Source organism: Pseudomonas sp. GM21 (assembly GCF_000282215.1).
Lineage (GTDB): Bacteria > Pseudomonadota > Gammaproteobacteria > Pseudomonadales > Pseudomonadaceae > Aquipseudomonas.
Window position 1 is genome coordinate 89616 of record NZ_AKJS01000005.1, and the last position, 17832, is coordinate 107447.

Annotated in this window: 17 protein-coding genes; 11 read left to right on the plus strand and 6 right to left on the minus strand. The window is 58.6% G+C overall.

All coding sequences use genetic code 11. The features are described from left to right. Positions 1–59: 59 nt before the first annotated feature. The 3 genes from PMI22_RS28190 to PMI22_RS28180 all read right to left on the minus strand — a co-directional run bounded on the left by PMI22_RS28190 (position 60) and on the right by PMI22_RS28180 (position 2666). Positions 60–380, minus strand: a complete 321-nt coding sequence (locus PMI22_RS28190) for a DUF2388 domain-containing protein (RefSeq protein ID WP_007942451.1) — start codon at positions 378–380, stop codon at positions 60–62. Between the two features lie 73 nt (positions 381–453). Continuing rightward, positions 454–2238, minus strand: a complete 1785-nt coding sequence (locus PMI22_RS28185) for a GspE/PulE family protein (RefSeq protein WP_007942452.1) — start codon at positions 2236–2238, stop codon at positions 454–456. 89 nt (positions 2239–2327) lie between these two features. Further along, a complete protein-coding gene (locus PMI22_RS28180) occupies positions 2328–2666 on the minus strand; it encodes a hypothetical protein (protein ID WP_007942453.1) in 339 nt (112 codons plus the stop codon). Between the two features lie 126 nt (positions 2667–2792). Between PMI22_RS28180 and PMI22_RS28175 the strand changes: the two genes are divergently transcribed. Further along, a complete protein-coding gene (locus PMI22_RS28175) occupies positions 2793–3257 on the plus strand; it encodes an Lrp/AsnC family transcriptional regulator (RefSeq protein ID WP_007942454.1) in 465 nt (154 codons plus the stop codon). A gap of 97 nt (positions 3258–3354) precedes the next feature. Here PMI22_RS28175 and PMI22_RS28170 read toward each other — a convergent pair whose 3' ends face one another. Continuing rightward, positions 3355–4722, minus strand: a complete 1368-nt coding sequence (locus PMI22_RS28170) for a CYTH domain-containing protein (RefSeq protein ID WP_007942456.1) — start codon at positions 4720–4722, stop codon at positions 3355–3357. A 156-nt stretch (positions 4723–4878) separates the two neighbouring features. Here PMI22_RS28170 and argE point away from each other — a divergent pair, with 156 nt between their 5' ends. Continuing rightward, the gene (argE, locus tag PMI22_RS28165; RefSeq protein ID WP_007942457.1) at positions 4879–6030 is read left to right on the plus strand and encodes an acetylornithine deacetylase; all 1152 of its coding nucleotides are present in this window, start codon (positions 4879–4881) and stop codon (positions 6028–6030) included. Here the strand turns inward: argE and PMI22_RS28160 are convergent. Further along, positions 6023–6268: a hypothetical protein gene (locus tag PMI22_RS28160; RefSeq protein ID WP_007942458.1), complete on the minus strand. Its 246-nt coding sequence runs from the start codon at positions 6266–6268 to the stop codon at positions 6023–6025. The two genes, argE and PMI22_RS28160, sit on opposite strands and share 8 nt — an antisense overlap. A gap of 34 nt (positions 6269–6302) precedes the next feature. Between PMI22_RS28160 and argA the strand changes: the two genes are divergently transcribed. Next, the gene (argA, locus tag PMI22_RS28155) at positions 6303–7601 is read left to right on the plus strand and encodes an amino-acid N-acetyltransferase (protein ID WP_007942459.1); all 1299 of its coding nucleotides are present in this window, start codon (positions 6303–6305) and stop codon (positions 7599–7601) included. Between the two features lie 121 nt (positions 7602–7722). Here argA and tauA read toward each other — a convergent pair whose 3' ends face one another. Further along, on the minus strand, positions 7723–8712 hold the full coding sequence (gene tauA, locus PMI22_RS28150; RefSeq protein WP_007942461.1) for a taurine ABC transporter substrate-binding protein: 990 nt from the start codon (positions 8710–8712) through the stop codon (positions 7723–7725). Positions 8713–9074: 362 nt separating this feature from the next. On the opposite strand from tauA, the gene PMI22_RS28145 reads away from it, so the two are divergent. The 8 genes from PMI22_RS28145 to ssuB all read left to right on the plus strand — a co-directional run bounded on the left by PMI22_RS28145 (position 9075) and on the right by ssuB (position 17819). Then, positions 9075–10403 carry an OprD family porin gene (locus PMI22_RS28145; RefSeq protein WP_007942464.1) on the plus strand — a complete coding sequence of 443 codons (1329 nt, stop codon included), beginning with the start codon at positions 9075–9077 and terminating at the stop codon, positions 10401–10403. Positions 10404–10810: 407 nt separating this feature from the next. Continuing rightward, positions 10811–12151 carry an OprD family porin gene (locus tag PMI22_RS28140; protein WP_007942465.1) on the plus strand — a complete coding sequence of 447 codons (1341 nt, stop codon included), beginning with the start codon at positions 10811–10813 and terminating at the stop codon, positions 12149–12151. 290 nt (positions 12152–12441) lie between these two features. Next, positions 12442–13080 (plus strand): peroxiredoxin, encoded by a 639-nt coding sequence (locus PMI22_RS28135; RefSeq protein WP_007942467.1) that lies wholly within the window; start codon positions 12442–12444, stop codon positions 13078–13080. Between the two features lie 307 nt (positions 13081–13387). Beyond that, on the plus strand, positions 13388–13981 hold the full coding sequence (gene ssuE, locus PMI22_RS28130; RefSeq protein WP_007942468.1) for an NADPH-dependent FMN reductase: 594 nt from the start codon (positions 13388–13390) through the stop codon (positions 13979–13981). A gap of 89 nt (positions 13982–14070) precedes the next feature. Further along, entirely contained in the window at positions 14071–15051 is a 981-nt protein-coding gene (locus tag PMI22_RS28125) for a sulfonate ABC transporter substrate-binding protein (RefSeq protein ID WP_007942469.1), read from the plus strand. 25 nt (positions 15052–15076) lie between these two features. Next, a complete protein-coding gene (gene ssuD / locus PMI22_RS28120; RefSeq protein ID WP_007942470.1) occupies positions 15077–16225 on the plus strand; it encodes an FMNH2-dependent alkanesulfonate monooxygenase in 1149 nt (382 codons plus the stop codon). A gap of 8 nt (positions 16226–16233) precedes the next feature. Continuing rightward, a complete protein-coding gene (ssuC, locus tag PMI22_RS28115; RefSeq protein WP_007942471.1) occupies positions 16234–17016 on the plus strand; it encodes an aliphatic sulfonate ABC transporter permease SsuC in 783 nt (260 codons plus the stop codon). Then, entirely contained in the window at positions 17013–17819 is an 807-nt protein-coding gene (ssuB, locus tag PMI22_RS28110; RefSeq protein WP_007942472.1) for an aliphatic sulfonates ABC transporter ATP-binding protein, read from the plus strand. The genes ssuC and ssuB overlap by 4 nt, the downstream gene beginning before the upstream one ends. The last annotated feature ends 13 nt before the right edge of the window (positions 17820–17832 follow it).

Genomic DNA, 17832 nt, shown 5'->3' on the forward strand with positions numbered 1-17832 from the left:
GAATGATTTGTAGGGCAAAAAATGCCGCTCAATTGAGCGGCATTTTGGTACCTGCGAACTTATTCCGAAGCGACAGCATTCTTCGCCAGAATCGCATTCGCCAGTTCCATGTCCGTGGCCTGCAAGCCCGGGTTGTCGGCGCGGACTTTGTTCATCGCCGCTTCCAGGTAGGGGCCGCGAATGCCGCCGTCACTGGCGACGAAGCTGCTGGCATCGTCCTGGGCGGCGACGACCATTTTGTTGTCCCTGGACGTCAGGTAGGTCGAGGCGGTGGTTGCACCGGAGGTGAGGACATTTTGCCAAAAGCTGTCATCGGCCATCGCGCTACCGACTGGAAGAGACAGCAGCGCGACGGTGGCGACAGCAAGTTTGAAACGCATGATGGGTGACTCCACTGGGTTGACTGCGGCCTTGGATAGCCAACCCCCAATCGAGTTCCATGGGCGAGCGCGTTTACTTTTGCTCGCTCTGCGGCGTCACTCGCAGCACCTCTTCAATCGTGGTCAAACCCGCCGCCACTTTCTGTGCCCCCGACAGCCGCAAGCTACGCATGCCTTCCTTGAACGCCTGACGCCGGATCGCCAGCAAGTCGGTGTCCGGATTGATCAACGCCTTGACGCCATCAGTCAGTTGCATGATTTCGTACACCCCGGCGCGGCCGTGATAGCCGGTGTCGCGACATTCCAGGCAGCCGATGGCACGTTGGGCGTTGGTGGGCAAGGGCGCTTGCCACGGTTTGGTCAGGGTTTGCCAGTCATCTTCACCCAACGTCAGCGGTGCCTTGCAGTGGGGACACAAGGTGCGCACCAGACGCTGGGCCATGACGCCCAGCACCGTGGCTTTGATCAGGTAGTGCGGCACGCCGAGTTCCAGCAGGCGACTGATTGCGCTCGGCGCATCGTTGGTGTGCAACGTCGAGAGCACCAAGTGGCCGGTGAGCGCCGCCTGAATTGCCATTTCGGCGGTTTCGAGGTCGCGAATCTCGCCGATCATGATGATGTCCGGGTCTTGTCGCATCAACGCGCGCACGCCGGCGGCGAAGGTCAGTTCGATGTTGTGCTGGACCTGCATCTGGTTGAATGCGGGCTCGACCATCTCAATCGGGTCTTCGATGGTGCAGAGGTTGACCTCGGGCGTCGCCAGTTTCTTTAGTGTGGTGTAGAGCGTGGTGGTCTTGCCCGAACCGGTCGGCCCGGTGACCAGAATGATGCCGTTGGGCTGACGGGTCATGTCTTGCCAGCGGCGCAGGTCCTCGGCAGAAAACCCTAGCTGGTCGAAATCCTTGAGCAGGACTTCCGGGTCGAAAATCCGCATGACCATTTTTTCGCCGAATGCCGTCGGTAATGTCGACAACCGCAACTCGACTTCTCCGCCGTCCGGGGTCTTGGTTTTCACCCGGCCGTCCTGGGGTTTGCGTTTTTCCGCGACGTTCATCCGCCCGAGGCTCTTCAGGCGACTGACGATGGCCATGGTCACCTGTGGCGGGAATTGATAGACGTTGTGCAATACGCCGTCGATGCGAAAGCGCACCGTGCCTTGTTCTCGTCGGGGCTCGATGTGGATATCGCTGGCGCGCTGCTGGAAGGCGTACTGAAACAGCCAGTCAACGATGTTGACGATGTGCGCGTCATTGGCGTCCGGCTCCTGGTCGCTGGCGCCAAGGTTGAGTAGCTGCTCGAAGTTGCCCAGGGTGCCGGTCTGCTGATCGGCGCTGGTCGCGCCGCTGACCGATTTGGCCAACCGGAAAAACTCGACGCTAAAGCGCTGGATATCGACAGGGTTGGCCACGACCCGTTTGATCGGCAGTTTCAAAACGTGGGTCAGGTCGGCTTCCCAGCCTTTGACGTAGGGCTGGGCGCTGGCCACGGTCACCGCGTCGCGGTCGATGGATACCGCGAGTATCTTGTGGCGCTGGGCAAAGGCGTAGGACATCAACGGCGTAATCGCCGCGACGTTGATCTTCAGCGGATCGATGCGCAAGTACGGCTGACCGGCCTGTTGTGCCAACCACAGGGTCAGGCTTTCCAGATCCAGGTGTTTGCCGGGACGACTGAGATCGTCGAGGTGTTGGCTGGCAATGAATTCCAGCGGGTGCAGTTGGCCATTGGCGGTGTGGCGGCGGCGAGCATTGAGCGCGTGCTCGGCCGAGTCATGGCTGATAAAGCCTTGGGCGACCAGTTCGCGCAGCAAATCATTGAGATCCAGCCAGCGGTCCTGAATGGCAAGTTGAACGGACATGCGGGCTCCTCATGAACACAATCCGCAAAGGATAGTCGCGGACCTGTCGACCGCTGGGCCACTACCGGACAAAGCCGTGTCGAGGTTTTTCAGCCCGCCGCCTGGGCCGGCTCATCCCACGCCGCATCAGCCGCTTGCAGCTCGACCGAGCAGACGCTGATCAGGTTACGAAGCTTTTCCGCAATCACTTGGGCGCGATGCCAGCTGAGACCGTCCATGACGATGTCGATCGACAGCAAGTCGTCCTGGCGCTGAACGTTGACCTGTTGTGGCGTCAGAAACTGCAAGGCGAACAGATTCAGCGCCCGGCACAGCAGGTCCGGTTCCGCTTCGGCGAGCAATTGATAGTGAACACGGCAGTGGGTGTTGCTGACGTTCCAGACATCGGCGCGGGTGGACAAGGTGTGGACGGCTTCAAGTGGCGGCATGGTCAGGCTCCAAAAACACTGGAGGAATTTTTACATTCGGTGTGGGGCATTTCTTATCTATGATTGGGCTTATTGGCGATCAATCGAATCGTGTAATTCAATAAATTAACGATTGAAGGTTTTTCTATGCAAAGCGAGCTGGATGGCTACGACCGCAAGATTCTCGCGTTGCTGCAAGAGGACGCTTCGCTCTCCAGCGCTCAGATCGCCGAACAGGTGGGGCTGTCGCAGTCGCCGTGCTGGCGGCGGATTCAGCGGATGAAAGAAGAGGGGATCATTCGCGCGCAGGTGACGTTGCTGGATCGCAAGAAGATCGGGCTGAACACGCAGATCTTTGCCGAGATCAAACTTAACGCCCACGGGCGTTCGAACTTCACAGAGTTCACCGAGGCGATTCGCGGGTTTCCCGAAGTGCTGGAGTGTTATGTGCTGATGGGTTCAGTGGATTTCTTGCTGCGGATTGTCACGGCGGACATTGAGGCGTATGAGCGGTTTTTCTTCGAGAAACTGTCGATGGTGCCCGGGATACAGGAAGTGAACTCGATTGTGGCGCTGTCGGAAATCAAGTCTACGACGAGTTTGCCGGTCTGAGGTTTTGCGGTGAATGTGCTGGCCTCATCGCGAGCAGGCTCGCTCCCACAGGGGAATGCATTCCAAAGTGGGAGCGAGCCTGCTCGCGATGGCGGTATTACATACGCAGCAGCATTTTCCAGGCACGATTCTGATACACGGCAATCGCCTGCTGCTTACGCGCATCCAGCGATTCATCGGTGATCGGCTCGTTGGCCAGTTGCGCCAGCTGTTTCAATTCACCGTACAGGCGATCCATTTCCGGGATGTCCAGCACGTGACGGGCATGGTGCAGCCAGGCCTGGATGCGTTCGATGCGCGGCAGTTGCTCGGCCAGGTCTTCCGGTTGTTGCTGATAACGCTGCAATTGCAGGGAGGTCGCTTCTTCACCCAGCAACCGCGGCAACCAGCTGCCCAGTTGTGCCGCGCCCTGGCGGTTGCCACGAACGTTGCGATCGGCGGCCCAGGTGCGGGCCAGCAACCAGCGTGAGGTGTTCAGCGAGAACAGGCCCCAACGCGGATCTTCCAGTTCTTCGAGGAATTGCTCCGGCGCGGCTTTGCGCACGTCTTCGTCCTCGTTACCGGCTTGCACCAACGGACGCCAGTCTTCCAGCAACGCATCCAGCGCAATGCGCAGATCGTGCGTCGATTGGCGTGGCGCGGCCTGGCCCAGGCTACTGAGCAGTGCACGCAATTCAGCGAGGTTTTCGACCCAGTCCTGCAACAGGCGCCAGTGGCCGTTGAAGCGATATTGCTCGGCCAGACGCTGGCTGCTGCCCAGCAAATGCCAGCTAAGCGCGGCGAAGGCATCATCCAGCAGCGTTTCGGCGGCGATTTGCGGCGCCGGCAGGCTCAGCGAATAGCTGTTGGCGTCGTACAAACGATATCCGCGCTCGGCCTTGCTGATGTCACACGGCATCAGGGCCAGGGTCGCGGCCAGTTCGGCGGCCAGTTCCAGCAGGGCAGCCGGCTCGCCTTCGCGCAATTCCAGTTCCAGTTCGCAGATTTCTTCTTTCTGCTTGCCAACGATCACGTGGCCCAGGTCCAGCGCGGCTTCGATGACCACTTTGGTCTTGCCACGGCCCCAGGCGATTTCAGCGCGTTCGCGAACGAAGTCGGTGGTGAAGATCGGCTTGAGGGTTTTCTTGTCCAGTTCGGCCAGTGCTTCAGGCCAGCATTCGCCGTCGAGTTTCTTTACGTCGAGTTTGGCTTTGGGCAGGTTCCAGTCGTATTCGTTACGCTCGGACAAGCCGGCGACGCTTTGGCCGCGGGTCTTGAGCGTCTGAATCACTTCTTCGCCATCGCGGCGCAGGCGTAGGGCAACCTTGGCGCGGGCCAGGTCGCGCTCAGGCGTGTCGAAGTACTGGTTCATCAACTCACGGCGTTCCCAGCCACTTTTGTTGCGTTTTTTCAGGAGCGGGTGCTCGCGCAGGGCGGCGAGGGTTTCGCGGCTGACGCGGAGCTTGATTTCGGTTTCTTTCTGCATGGCCGGAAAATCCAGGATCGGGAGCGCAGCCGGGGGAATGTGTGGCTGCCAAGGTCGTGCAGTGTACAGGAGTGAGCGTTCCTACGCGCCGCGACGGTTTATTCCTGTCGCCGGATGGTTCTATGATGGACTTCAATTCGGGAGTTGGAGTCAGCGATGCCTTTGCCATCCATGAAAGATCAGTTCGCTGCGCTGATCGCTGCACCGTCGGTCAGTTGTACCCAACCGCGCCTGGATCAGACCAACCGCCCGGTGATCGATTTGTTGGCGACGTGGCTGGGCGATCTGGGTTTTGCCTGCGATATCCAGCAGGTCAGCCCCGGCAAGTTCAACCTGCTGGCTACTTTTGGTTCGGGTCCTGGTGGCCTGGTGCTCGCCGGTCACAGTGACACGGTGCCGTTCGACGGCGCGTTGTGGCAGACCGATCCGCTGAAACTCACCGAAGTGGATGGTCGTTGGGTTGGTCTGGGCAGCTGCGACATGAAGGGCTTTTTCGCCCTGGCCATCGAGGCGGTGATACCGCTGCTCGATCAGCCATTCAAGCAGCCGCTGCTGATCCTTGTCACCTGCGATGAAGAGAGCTCAATGTCCGGTGCTCGCGCCCTGGCCGCAGCCGGGCGTCCATTGGGCCGCGCGGCGGTCATCGGCGAGCCGACCGGCTTGAAGCCGATCCGCATGCACAAAGGCATCATGATGGAGCGCATCGATATTCTCGGTCAGAGCGGCCATTCCTCGGACCCAAGCCTGGGCCATAGCGCCCTTGAGGCCATGCACGATGCCATCGGCGAATTACGCGGTCTGCGCCTGTTGTGGCAGCGCGAATTTCGCAACCCGCAGTTTGGCGTGCCGACGCCGACCATGAACTTCGGCTGCATCCATGGGGGCGATAACCCCAACCGTATCTGCGGGCAATGCTCGCTGGAGTTCGACCTGCGACCGTTGCCGGGCATGGACCCCAAAGCCCTGCGTGCGGAGATTCTGCAGCGGCTCAAACCGGTTGCCGAACGGCATCAGGTGAAAATCGATTACGCGCCGTTGTTCCCCGAAGTACCCCCTTTCGAACAGGCCGAGGATGCTGAATTGGTCCGGGTTGCCGAGAAGCTCACTGGCCATCGCGCCGAAGCAGTGGCGTTCGGCACCGAAGCACCTTATCTTCAGCAACTTGGCTGCGAGACGCTGGTGCTTGGCCCGGGTGATATCGCCTGCGCCCATCAGCCGGGGGAATATCTCGAAATGTCACGTTTGCAGCCTACGGTGCATCTATTACGTCAGCTGATTGAACATTACTGCCTGACACCGGCTAGTTGAGCAAAATCAATGTGGGAGCGAGGCTGCTCGCGATGAGGCCATAACATTCAACATCATCGTCGACGGTGATGCCGCCATCGTCGGAACGCCGCCCGGAGCAAGCTCGCTCCCACAGGTTCTGTGTTTTCACGTATAAATTGCCGATGTTCAAACCCGTATCCATGAGGAGAGCGCGCGTGTCGCCAAGCCTGTTCCGACGATAACCATCAGCCCGCTGTGCGTTTTCAGTGTCGCCCATTTTTTGGCTGCTATTTATTTACAGGCCCAGGTTCATGCCCGACTACGTTAATTGGCTTCGTCACGCTTCGCCTTACATCAATGCCCACCGCGATTGCACCTTTGTAGTAATGCTCCCCGGCGATGGGGTGGAACACCCGAATTTCGGCAATATCGTCCACGACCTGGTGTTGTTGCACAGCCTTGGCGTACGGCTGGTGCTGGTTCACGGTTCCCGTCCGCAAATTGAAACCCGCCTCGCCGCGCGTGGCCTGACTCCGCATTACCATCACGGCATGCGCATCACCGATGCCGCGACGCTGGAGTGTGTGATCGATGCGGTCGGCCAGCTGCGTATCGCCATTGAAGCGCGCCTGTCCATGGACATGGCCTCATCGCCGATGCAGGGATCGCGCCTGCGGGTGGCCAGCGGCAATCTGGTCACGGCACGCCCGATTGGTGTGCTCGAAGGCGTGGATTATCACCACACCGGCGAAGTGCGTCGGGTCGACCGCAAAGGTATCAATCGCCTGCTGGACGAGCGCTCCATCGTGCTGTTGTCGCCCCTGGGATACTCGCCGACCGGTGAGATCTTCAACCTCGCCTGCGAAGACGTCGCCACGCGTGCGGCCATCGACCTGAGCGCGGACAAATTGCTGCTGTTCGGCGCCGATATGGGCTTGATCGATGAAAACGGTCGTCTGGTGCGTGAATTGCGCCCGCAACAAGTACCGGCACATTTGCAGCGACTGGGCAGCAATTATCAGGCCGAGCTGTTGGATGCAGCGGCTGAAGCATGCCGGGGCGGCGTGGCGCGCAGCCATATTGTCAGCTATGCCGAAGACGGTGCGCTGCTGACCGAGCTGTTCACCCGCGACGGTGGCGGTACGCTGGTGGCGCAGGAGCAATTTGAAATTGTGCGCGAAGCGGCGATTGAGGATGTTGGCGGTTTGCTGGATTTGATCAGCCCGCTGGAAGAGCAGGGGATTCTGGTGCGTCGCTCCCGCGAAGTGCTGGAGCGTGAGATCGAGCAGTTCAGCGTGGTCGAACGCGAAGGCATGATCATCGCCTGTGCGGCGCTGTATCAGATTGCTGATTCGGACGCCGGGGAGTTGGCGTGCCTGGCGGTGAACCCGGAATACCGCCATGGCGGGCGCGGTGATGAACTGCTGGAACGCATCGAAACCCGTGCCCGGGCCCAGGGTTTGAAAACCCTGTTCGTGCTGACGACCCGTACCGCGCACTGGTTCCGCGAACGCGGGTTTGTGCCGAGCAGCGTCGAACGCCTGCCGTCGGCGCGGGCTTCGCTGTACAACTATCAGCGTAATTCCAAGATCTTCGAAAAGACCCTTTGAAGGCGAACATGATCGTTCCCACGCTCTGCGTGGGAATGCCTCAACGGACGCTCCGCGTCGGCTCTAGAGGGGACGCGGAGCGTCCCGGGCTACATTCCCACGCAGAGCGTGGGAACGATCATCACTCAGCCACAAACTTCGCACTGACATACGCCGAATAATCCGGCAGCACAGTTTCAACCTTCCCTTGCTCCTTCAAGAACTTCGCCGTCTCGCCAATCGCCTTGGCCGTACCGCCCTCCAGTAGCGCCGCGGTCTGCTGGGCCTTGGCATCCGGGAACGCAGAGCCGGCCAACAACTCGGGTACATCGGCGGCATTGGCACCGGTCAATTTGGCGATTTTCTGCACGGGTACCGAATCGGCTGTCCAACTGTCTTTATGCGCGGCGTAGTCGGCGAAGGAGTCCAGGGTGACCTTGGCAAATTTGGCCACCACCTCTGGATGTTTCTCGGCGTAATCCTTACGCGCAACCCAGACTTCAAACGTCGGCGCCCCCCACTGACCGACCTGCGCGGCATCCGTCAATGTCTTGCCTGTCTTGCGAATTTCCCCCAGCGCCGGTGACCAGACAAACGCGCCATCAATATCACCACGTTTCCATGCTGCTGCGATTTCCGCCGGTTGCAAATTCACCACTTTGACTTTCGAGGCGTCCAGTCCCCAGTGCTTCAGCGCGCCGAGCAAACTGTAGTGAGAGGTTGAGACGAAGGGGGTGGCGATGGTTTTGCCGATCAGGTCTTGCGGTTTGTCGATGCCGCTCCCGTTGCGTACTACGAGGGCTTCAGCTGCATTGATCTGGGCAGACACGATGAACGCGACTATTGGCAGATTGCGCGAGGCGGCTGCGGCCAAAGGACTGGAGCCGAGGTTACCAATCTGCACGTCACCGGACGCGATGGCGGTCACCACTTCAGGGCCGCTGTTGAATCGGCGCCAGTCAATTTTCTGGCCTATGGTTTGCTCGTAAGTGCCATCCGCCTGGGGGACTTTGCTGGGGTCGATGCCGGTTTGATAACCCACAGTCAGGTTGGCCGCTTGAGCGGAATGAGAAAATATCAGGGACACACAAACTGTAACAAATAGGCTGGATAGTTCGCGTCTGGTCGTCATGGCGTCGCCTTTCGGTGGGGGATTGTTTCCGAATTGCTTCAAACGCTAAACGATCTAAAAAACATCCAATAAATAACATTTGGTAATTAGCTTATGAGCTGGGGGCTCTATTCCGTGGCGGCGAGTGATACAGAGCTAAATTCCAAAAAAGTATGAGAAACGGGCGAGCTAGTTCTTTGCAGAATTATGACGGGCTCATGACCAACATTGACCAAAAAACGGGGGATTAGACCATGGTCGTAGACACACATGGTTACGATTGACTTGTGGGTCACGCTCTGGCGCTAATCGCGCATCTTAGGATCTTCGGTCGTTGAACCGAGGCCAGGAACACAAGAATTAGAAACGAGAGGAGTTAGACAATGAACAAGTCCACCTTGGCCCTGGCCGTGGCCGTAGGGGTTTTGGCGCAGCAGGCAGGCGCCGCAGGTTTCATCGAAGACAGCAAGCTTTCCGTCAGTTCTCGAACCATGTATTTCAACAACGATAACCGTGACGGCGGTGCGGACCAGAGAGAGAGCGCTCAAGGCTTCAAGTTCGATTACTTGTCCGGTTTCACTCCGGGTACGATCGGCTTCGGTATCGACGCCCAGGCGATGGTCGGTATCCACCTGGATGGTGGCAAGGGTCATCACCCGGATAACAACAGCTTCGTCCCAAGCGACAGCGATGGTTCGGCGGTGAACGAATGGAGCCGCGGGGCGGCCAACGTCAAGGCGCGCATCTCGAAGACCGAAGCCCACCTGGGCGGCGCACTGCAACCGAACATGCCGATTCTGGTCGCGAACGACAGCCGCCTGCTGCCACAGACCTTTGAAGGTGGCACCCTCTCCTCGAAAGATATCGACAACTTTACCTTCAACGTAGGTCAGTTAGAACACGCGACGGGTCGTGCCTCTTCAGACTCCAGCGGCTTGGCCGTGGCGGGCGGTACTCAGGACAGCAACCAGTTCCGTTACGGCGGTGTTGACTGGAAGGCCACCAAAGACCTGACCCTGCAGTACTACCACTCGGAACTGAAGGATTACTACAAGCAGGATTTCCTGGGGATGGTTCACGTCTGGACGATCGATGCCAAGCAGTCGTTCAAGACGGATTTCCGCTACTTCGACAGCAGCTCTAATGGCAAGAACGGTGATGCGGGTTATATCTTCAATAACAACGGTGGTTTCGCCAAGACTCCAGGCGAGGTCGATAACAAAACCTGGAGCGGTATGTTCACCTATACCCTGGGTGGCAACGCATTTCTGCTCGGCCATCAACGCGTCAACGATGACGGTGGTTTCGTCTACCTGAACCAGGCCCAAGTGGTTAACAGCAACGGGCGTAACCAGGGGGAGGGCGGTGCCAGCTTCTACCTGTTCACCGACTCCATGATCAACGGCTTTGTCCGTGCCGGTGAAAACACCACCTTCGGCCAGTACTCCTATGATTTCGCGGCGCTGGGTGTCCCGGGCCTGAAAACCTCGATCGCCTACCTGCACGGCGAAAACATCAAAGCTCTGAACGGCACCGGCCCTGATGCGTCTGAGTGGGAGCGCGATATGCGGATCGACTACACCATTCAGCAAGGCGCCCTCAAAGGTCTGGGTGTGACGTTGCGTAATGGTGTCTACCGTGGCAGCGAAATCAACATCGCTGACCAGGACCAGACCCGTGTGATCTTCAACTACACCTACAGCTTCTTGTAATAAGCCTTCAAAAAGAGCCTCGCCTTGTGGCGAGGCTTTTTTTTGTCTTCCTATATTCCAATAACATCTGTTGTGCTTATTTTTTATTCTTTTTGGTTTTTTCTGCAAACCCCTAAAGTAAGTCCGGTCCGGTACTCAGCTTGAGGCTCGGCTTCAACACATTGATTCCCGTCAGTAGAGCAGGTCAAGGAATGGGCGTTTATGCCGATACCTCGAATCTGTGCTGCACAGGCATATGCCTAAACGGAATTAAAAAGAAACACAAAATTCTTTTTGGCTTTATGGCGCTGTATTCTGCATCGCCAAAACGACCGGGCTAGACGGCTCGGCAAAAATTGCGTGTCTCAGGATCCAGGGCGCTAGACCCGGGGCCAGGACCACAAGCATTAGAAATGAGGAGCGAAACAATGAACAAGTCCACCTTGGCCATGGCTGTGGCTGTTGGGGTTCTGGCGCAACAAGCAAGCGCCGCCGGTTTCATCGAAGACAGCAAAGCCACCCTGGGGCTGCGTAACTTCTACATCAACACCGATTACCGTGATGGTACTGGGCCGAACAAAAACGAAGAGTGGGGCCAAGGCTTCGATCTGCGTTTCATCTCCGGTTATACCCAAGGCCCTGTCGGCTTCGGTATTGATGCAATCGGCCTGTTGGGCGTGAAGCTGGATTCGGGCGGCGGCACCAATGGCGCCACTGCAACTTCTTACGGTGGCACTGTTTTCCCAACCAAGTCCAACGGCGAACCGGTTGATGACTTCTCCAGCCTGGGTGTGACTGCCAAAGCCAAGATCTCCCAGACCGAACTGAAGCTGGGTACCTTGCAACCCAAACTGCCGGTCATCGTGACCAACGACGGTCGTTTGCTGCCGCAAACCTGGCAGGGTGGCCAGCTCTCTTCCGGTGACATCAAGGACCTGACGCTGATCGGTGGTCAGATCGAAGCCGTTAAAGGTCGTAACTCCAGCAACAACGAACAGATGTCGATTGCGGGTGCGAACACCCGTGGTCCCAATTTCCGCGACAGCAACAAGTTCAACTTTGCCGGCGGCGACTACAAAATCACCAAGGACCTGACGGCCCAGTATTACTACGGCAACCTGGAAGAGTTCTACAAGCAACACTTCCTGGGTCTGGTGCACAACTGGGCAATCGGCCCGGGCGTGTTGAAGTCGGATTTGCGTTATTTCAACAGCACTGATGATGGTGCCAACGGCCACAACCCGTTGTACTACTCCACTGGTAACTACAACGCGCCGAACGGTAAAGGCAAGGTCGACAACAACCTGTACAGCGGCCTGTTCCTGTACACGGTTGCCGGTCATACCTTCGGTGGCGGTTATCAGGTCAGCAACGGTAGCAGCGACTTCGTTTACCTGAACCAGGGTGACGGAGCGTCGGCCTATATCATCACCGACTCGCAAATCCAGAAATTCGCCCGTGCCGGTGAACACTCCTGGCAGGCACGCTACTCGTTCGACTTCGCCAAGGTCGGCGTACCGGGCCTGACGGCAGGTATGGTTTACCTGCATGGTGACGACATCGATACCGTTAACGCTCGCGGTGGCGTGGCGGCCAACGGCGCTTCCGAGTGGGAACGCGATCTGACCGTGGCTTACGTGCTTCAGGATGGCCCGCTGAAGAACCTCGGCGTTACCTGGAAAAATGCGACCTGGCGTACAGACCTGCCGAACACTCGCACCCAGGATGAAAACCGTCTGATCGTCAGCTACTCGATCCCGCTGTTGTAATAGCGTTCGCGTCACCGAAACAAAAAAGCCCCGCCCGGCATCACGCCCGGCGGGGCTTTTGTGTTTCAAGGCGGTTCACCCCCGTAAACCCTCCTCGAAATTCCCCTCTTTTGCAGCACTCAAGGCCTTCTCGAACCTTGTGGGCGATGTTCGTCTCGTCGCCTGATCACGTCCAGTGAACAGATCTTTAATATTCGTTATAGGTCTAAACAAATCGATATTTATTCTTTTTAATCATTCGTAAATACAGGCACAGTCGAGCTCAACAAGCACTCATCAGGAGCAGAACCATGAGCCTCAGACTGGGCGACATCGCCCCCGACTTTGAACAGGATTCCAGCGCCGGCACCCTCCGTTTTCACGAATGGCTGGGCGATAGCTGGGGCGTGCTGTTTTCCCATCCGGCGGACTTCACCCCGGTCTGCACTACTGAACTGGGGTTCACCGCCAGGCTCAAGGATGAGTTTGCCAGTCGCGGGGTGAAAGCCATTGCCCTGTCGGTTGACCCGGTGGACTCGCACCACAAGTGGATCGAGGACATCAACGAAACCCAGAGCACCCTGGTCAACTTCCCGATCCTCGCCGACGCCGATCGCAAGGTGTCGGACCTTTACGACCTGATCCATCCCAACGCCAACGACACCCTGACTGTACGTTCGCTGTTCGTGATCGATCCGAATAAAAAGATTCGACTGACCATTACCTACCCGGCAAGCACCGGCCGCAATTTCCACGAAATTCTGCGGGTGATCGATTCGCTGCAACTCACCGACCACTACAAAGTGGCCACCCCGGCCAACTGGCAGGACGGTGATGAAGTGGTGATCGTGCCGTCGCTCAAGGATGAGGATGAAATCAAGCAGCGTTTTCCCAAGGGCTATCGTGCGGTTAAGCCTTATTTGCGCCTGACGCCGCAGCCGAACCGGTAACCACTGATCGTTCCCACGCTCTGCGTGGGAATGCCTCTAGGGACGCTCCGCGTCCAGTGATGCGGAGCGTCACGAGCTGCATTCCCACGCGGAGCATGGGAACGATCACCACAAAAGCAGCAGGGGATTTCAGGCCGTTTCGACGGCCTTTTTTTACACCTGGAATTCAGTGATTTATATATCTCCAAAACGAATAACCAAATGAATAAATATGATTTATAGATATAACAATCACCTGTTAAGGTCTCCCTCATCACAGCGAGATCGCAAACCGCGAATCGCCAACACCGTTCAAGGAATCATCTGAATGCTGGTCGTCTCACTCGGTGGCAGTCCCAGCCAACGTTCCCGTTCCGGGGTGCTGCTGGAACGCTCCCAACGCTGGTTACAAGAGCAAGGTGTGGAAGTGGTGAGTTACCAGGTTCGGGACTTCCCGGCGGAAGACTTGCTGCATGCACGCTTTGACAGCCCCAAGATCATCGACCTGCTGCAACAGATTGAAAACGCCGACGGCCTGTTGATTGCCACACCGGTTTACAAGGCGTCGTTCTCGGGCGCACTGAAAACCGTGCTGGACCTGCTGCCCGAACGAGCACTCCACCATAAAGTCGTGTTGCCGATGGCCACGGGCGGCAGCATCGCCCACATGCTGGCGGTGGATTACGCGCTCAAGCCAGTGCTGTCGGCGTTGAAAGCCCAGGAAATGCTGCAGGGAATTTTTGCCGAAGACAGCCAGATCGCCTACGGCGAAGGCAGCGCCCAGGCGCAATTGGCACCGCAGCTTGCACAACGATTGAATGAAGCGCTGGAGCAGTTTTTCAGCGCCATGGCGAGACGACCCAAACCTCTCGACCCAAACCTGTTGAATGAACGTTTGTTGAGTGCTCGCTGGAGCATTTAAGCCTCCCCCGAAATTGATCTACTCACCTTACTCAGCCGCCAACGGCCAAGCAGGTGCAGCCAAAACCCAACTGCAAAAAGGAGAGCGCTATGCGCACTGTCATTTTGCGTCGTGGTCTGGTCGCTCTGTTTGTTGCGGCTGTGTCCTTCGGCGCCATTACTCAAGCTCAAGCCGAGACGTTGCGAATCGGTTATCAAAAGTACGGCACCCTGGTGCTGCTCAAAGCCAAAGGCACATTGGAAAAACGCCTCGCCGCCCAAGGCGTGGACGTGCAATGGACGGAATTCCCTGGTGGCCCGCAACTGCTCGAAGGCCTGAATGTCGGCTCCATCGACTTTGGTGTCACGGGTGAAACCCCGCCAGTATTTGCCCAGGCTGCCGGCGCCGATTTGCTCTACGTCGCCTACGAACCGCCTGCACCGCACGCCGAAGCAATCCTGGTGCCGAAGGACTCGCCGATCAAATCGGTGAAGGACCTCAAGGGCAAGAAAGTCGTGCTCAACAAGGGCTCCAACGTTCACTACCTGCTGGTCCGCGCGCTTGAAGACGCCGGCCTCAATTACACCGACATCCAGACTGTGTTCCTGCCACCGGCCGATGCCCGCGCCGCGTTCGAGCGTGGCAGCGTCGACGCCTGGGTGATCTGGGATCCGTACCAGGCGGCCGCCGAACAGCAACTGCAAGCGCACACCCTGCGCGATGGCCAGGGCATCGTCGACAACCATCAGTTCTACCTCGCCACCAAGCCTTACGCGCAGAAAAATCCCGAGGTGATCAAGACCCTTGTCGAAGAAGTGCGCGCAGTCGGTGAATGGGCCAAAGCCAATCCTGAAGACGTCACTCAACAGGTTTCGCCCCTGCTCGGTCTGCCAGCGGACATCACCCTGACCTCAATGAAGCGCCAAGGCTTCGGCGCGATATTCCTCACGCCTGAAGTCGTTGCCGCCCAACAGAAAATCGCCGACAGCTTCTATCAGCTCAAGCTGATTCCGAAGCAATTGAGCATCAAAGACGTGATCTGGACGCCACCGGCAACTGTTGCCCAAAGCTCAGTAACCAAAGCGCAGTAATCCGATTCCCTTAGGAGACCACTCCATGAGCCTCAATATTTTCTGGTTCCTGCCTACCCACGGCGACGGCCATTACCTTGGCACCGCCGAAGGCGCTCGCGCCGTCGACCACGGTTACCTGCAACAAGTCGCGCAAGCGGCGGATCGTCTGGGTTTCGGCGGCGTGCTGATTCCTACCGGTCGCTCTTGCGAAGACTCATGGCTGGTGGCCGCATCGCTCATCCCGGTGACCCAGCGTTTGAAATTCCTTGTCGCCCTGCGCCCCGGGATCATTTCCCCGACGGTGGCGGCCCGCCAGGCGGCGACCCTGGATCGTCTGTCGGGTGGGCGTGCGCTGTTTAACCTGGTGACCGGCGGTGATCCGGAAGAACTGGCCGGCGATGGCTTGTTCCTCAGCCACGAAGAGCGCTATCAGGCCTCGGTGGAATTCACCCGCATCTGGCGTCGCGTGCTGGAAGGCGAAACCGTTGATTACGACGGCCAGCACATCAGTGTGAAAGGGGCGAAGTTGCTCTATCCACCGATCCAGCAACCGCGTCCGCCGCTGTACTTCGGCGGCTCGTCGGAAGCGGCGCAAGATCTCGCGGCTGAGCAAGTGGAAATGGTCCTGACCTGGGGCGAACCACCGGCCGCTGTCGCCGAGAAGATCGAGCAAGTGCGCGCCAAAGCCGCGAAGCTCGGTCGTGCCGTGCGCTTCGGTATCCGCCTGCATGTGATCGTTCGCGAGACCAATGCCGAGGCGTGGCAAGCGGCTGACAAACTGATCTCGCATCTGGACGACGACACCATCGCCCGCGCTCAGGCTTCTCTGGCGCGCTTCGATTCCGTCGGCCAGCAGCGCATGGCCGCCCTGCATGGTGGCAGCCGTGACAACCTGGAAGTCAGCCCTAACCTGTGGGCCGGTGTCGGGCTGGTGCGTGGCGGTGCCGGTACTGCATTGGTTGGCGACGGTCCGACCGTGGCGGCTCGCGTGAAGGAATACGCGGACTTGGGCATCGACACCTTCATCTTCTCCGGTTATCCACACCTTGAAGAGTCGTACCGCGTAGCCGAATTGCTGTTCCCGCACCTCGACATCGAGCGTCCCGAGTTGCCGAAAAGCGCAGGTTACGTCAGCCCGTTCGGTGAAATGGTGGCCAACGACATTCTTCCCAAAGCCGCGTCCCAGAGCTGAGGCGCGCCATGAAGAAAATTACCCACAGTCTCGCGCCCTGGGCGTTGCCGGTGTTGCTGCTGGCGGTGTGGCAGTTGTCGGTGTCGGCAGGCTGGTTGTCGACACGGATTCTGCCGGCACCCATCGCGGTGATCGAAGCCGGTGTAAGCCTGGTGAGCAGCGGCGAAATCTGGACGCACTTGGCAATCAGCGGCTGGCGCGCCGCGCTGGGCTTCACCATCGGTGGCGGTATCGGTCTGGCGCTGGGCTTCATCACCGGCCTGTCGAAATGGGGCGAACGCCTGCTCGACAGTTCGGTGCAGATGATCCGCAACGTGCCGCACCTGGCACTGATTCCGCTGGTGATTTTGTGGTTCGGCATTGACGAGTCGGCGAAGATTTTTCTGGTTGCGCTGGGCACGTTGTTCCCGATTTACCTCAACACCTATCACGGCATTCGCAACGTCGACCCGGCACTGGTGGAGATGGCACGCAGTTATGGCTTGTCCGGCTTCAGCCTGTTTCGCCAGGTGATTCTGCCGGGCGCGTTGCCTTCAATTTTGGTCGGCGTGCGTTTCGCACTGGGCTTCATGTGGCTGACGCTGATCGTCGCGGAAACCATCTCCGCCAGTTCCGGTATCGGTTATCTGGCGATGAATGCCCGGGAGTTTTTGCAGACTGATGTGGTGGTACTGGCGATTCTGCTGTACGCGGTACTCGGCAAGCTGGCCGACCTCGCGGCCCGTGGTCTTGAGCGTGTGTGGCTGCGCTGGCATCCGGCTTATCAAGTTGCCAAAGGAGGTGCGGCATGACGGCTCAACAACCTCCACGCCTGCTGCGCGGGATTCCGCTGGTGGTGCGCAAACTGCAAAAAACCTTCGGCTCGCGGCAAGTGCTGCGTGAGATCGATCTGCACATTCCGGCGGGCCAGTTTGTCGCCGTGGTCGGTCGTAGCGGATGCGGAAAAAGTACCTTGCTGCGCCTGCTGGCCGGTCTCGACCAACCCACGGGCGGTGTATTGCTCGCCGGCGCTGCGCCGCTGAGTGACGCGCGAGAAGACACCCGTTTGATGTTTCAGGAAGCGCGTCTGCTGCCCTGGAAAAAGGTCATCGACAACGTCGGCCTCGGGCTCAAGGGCAACTGGCGGCCGCAAGCACTGGAAGCGCTAGAGTCCGTCGGCCTGGCCGATCGCGCCAATGAATGGCCTGCCGCCTTGTCCGGTGGACAGAAACAGCGTGTGGCCCTGGCTCGCGCGCTGATCCACCAACCGCGTTTGCTGTTGCTCGACGAACCGCTGGGTGCGCTGGACGCCCTGACCCGAATTGAAATGCAGCAACTGATCGAGCGGCTCTGGCAGAAGCATGGTTTCACCGTGTTGCTGGTGACCCACGACGTCAGCGAAGCGGTGGCGATTGCCGATCGGGTGATCCTGATCGAAGAGGGCGAAGTCGGCCTCGACCTGCTGGTGGAGCTGCCGCGCCCTCGGGTTCGCGGCTCGCATCGGCTGGCGGCGCTGGAAACCCAAGTGCTTAATCGTGTGCTCGCACTGCCCGGTGAACCGCCGGAACCGGAACCCGTATCACCCTTGCCTACGCAATTGCGTTGGGCGCATTAGAAGCAGCGGCAAG

What these genes read in the sequence shown, in the direction of transcription:
- tauA (WP_007942461.1), bottom strand. Translation starts at nt 8,712, where the DNA reads ATGACGACCAGACGCGAACTATCCAGCCTATTTGTTACAGTTTGTGTG.
- ssuD (WP_007942470.1), top strand. Translation starts at nt 15,077, where the DNA reads ATGAGCCTCAATATTTTCTGGTTCCTGCCTACCCACGGCGACGGCCAT.
- ssuB (WP_007942472.1), top strand. Translation starts at nt 17,013, where the DNA reads ATGACGGCTCAACAACCTCCACGCCTGCTGCGCGGGATTCCGCTGGTG.
- PMI22_RS28190 (WP_007942451.1), bottom strand. Translation starts at nt 380, where the DNA reads ATGCGTTTCAAACTTGCTGTCGCCACCGTCGCGCTGCTGTCTCTTCCA.
- PMI22_RS28160 (WP_007942458.1), bottom strand. Translation starts at nt 6,268, where the DNA reads ATGGGCGACACTGAAAACGCACAGCGGGCTGATGGTTATCGTCGGAAC.
- PMI22_RS28140 (WP_007942465.1), top strand. Translation starts at nt 10,811, where the DNA reads ATGAACAAGTCCACCTTGGCCATGGCTGTGGCTGTTGGGGTTCTGGCG.
- argA (WP_007942459.1), top strand. Translation starts at nt 6,303, where the DNA reads ATGCCCGACTACGTTAATTGGCTTCGTCACGCTTCGCCTTACATCAAT.
- PMI22_RS28135 (WP_007942467.1), top strand. Translation starts at nt 12,442, where the DNA reads ATGAGCCTCAGACTGGGCGACATCGCCCCCGACTTTGAACAGGATTCC.
- ssuE (WP_007942468.1), top strand. Translation starts at nt 13,388, where the DNA reads ATGCTGGTCGTCTCACTCGGTGGCAGTCCCAGCCAACGTTCCCGTTCC.
- PMI22_RS28175 (WP_007942454.1), top strand. Translation starts at nt 2,793, where the DNA reads ATGCAAAGCGAGCTGGATGGCTACGACCGCAAGATTCTCGCGTTGCTG.
- PMI22_RS28185 (WP_007942452.1), bottom strand. Translation starts at nt 2,238, where the DNA reads ATGTCCGTTCAACTTGCCATTCAGGACCGCTGGCTGGATCTCAATGAT.
- PMI22_RS28145 (WP_007942464.1), top strand. Translation starts at nt 9,075, where the DNA reads ATGAACAAGTCCACCTTGGCCCTGGCCGTGGCCGTAGGGGTTTTGGCG.
- PMI22_RS28180 (WP_007942453.1), bottom strand. Translation starts at nt 2,666, where the DNA reads ATGCCGCCACTTGAAGCCGTCCACACCTTGTCCACCCGCGCCGATGTC.
- ssuC (WP_007942471.1), top strand. Translation starts at nt 16,234, where the DNA reads ATGAAGAAAATTACCCACAGTCTCGCGCCCTGGGCGTTGCCGGTGTTG.
- argE (WP_007942457.1), top strand. Translation starts at nt 4,879, where the DNA reads ATGCCTTTGCCATCCATGAAAGATCAGTTCGCTGCGCTGATCGCTGCA.
- PMI22_RS28170 (WP_007942456.1), bottom strand. Translation starts at nt 4,722, where the DNA reads ATGCAGAAAGAAACCGAAATCAAGCTCCGCGTCAGCCGCGAAACCCTC.
- PMI22_RS28125 (WP_007942469.1), top strand. Translation starts at nt 14,071, where the DNA reads ATGCGCACTGTCATTTTGCGTCGTGGTCTGGTCGCTCTGTTTGTTGCG.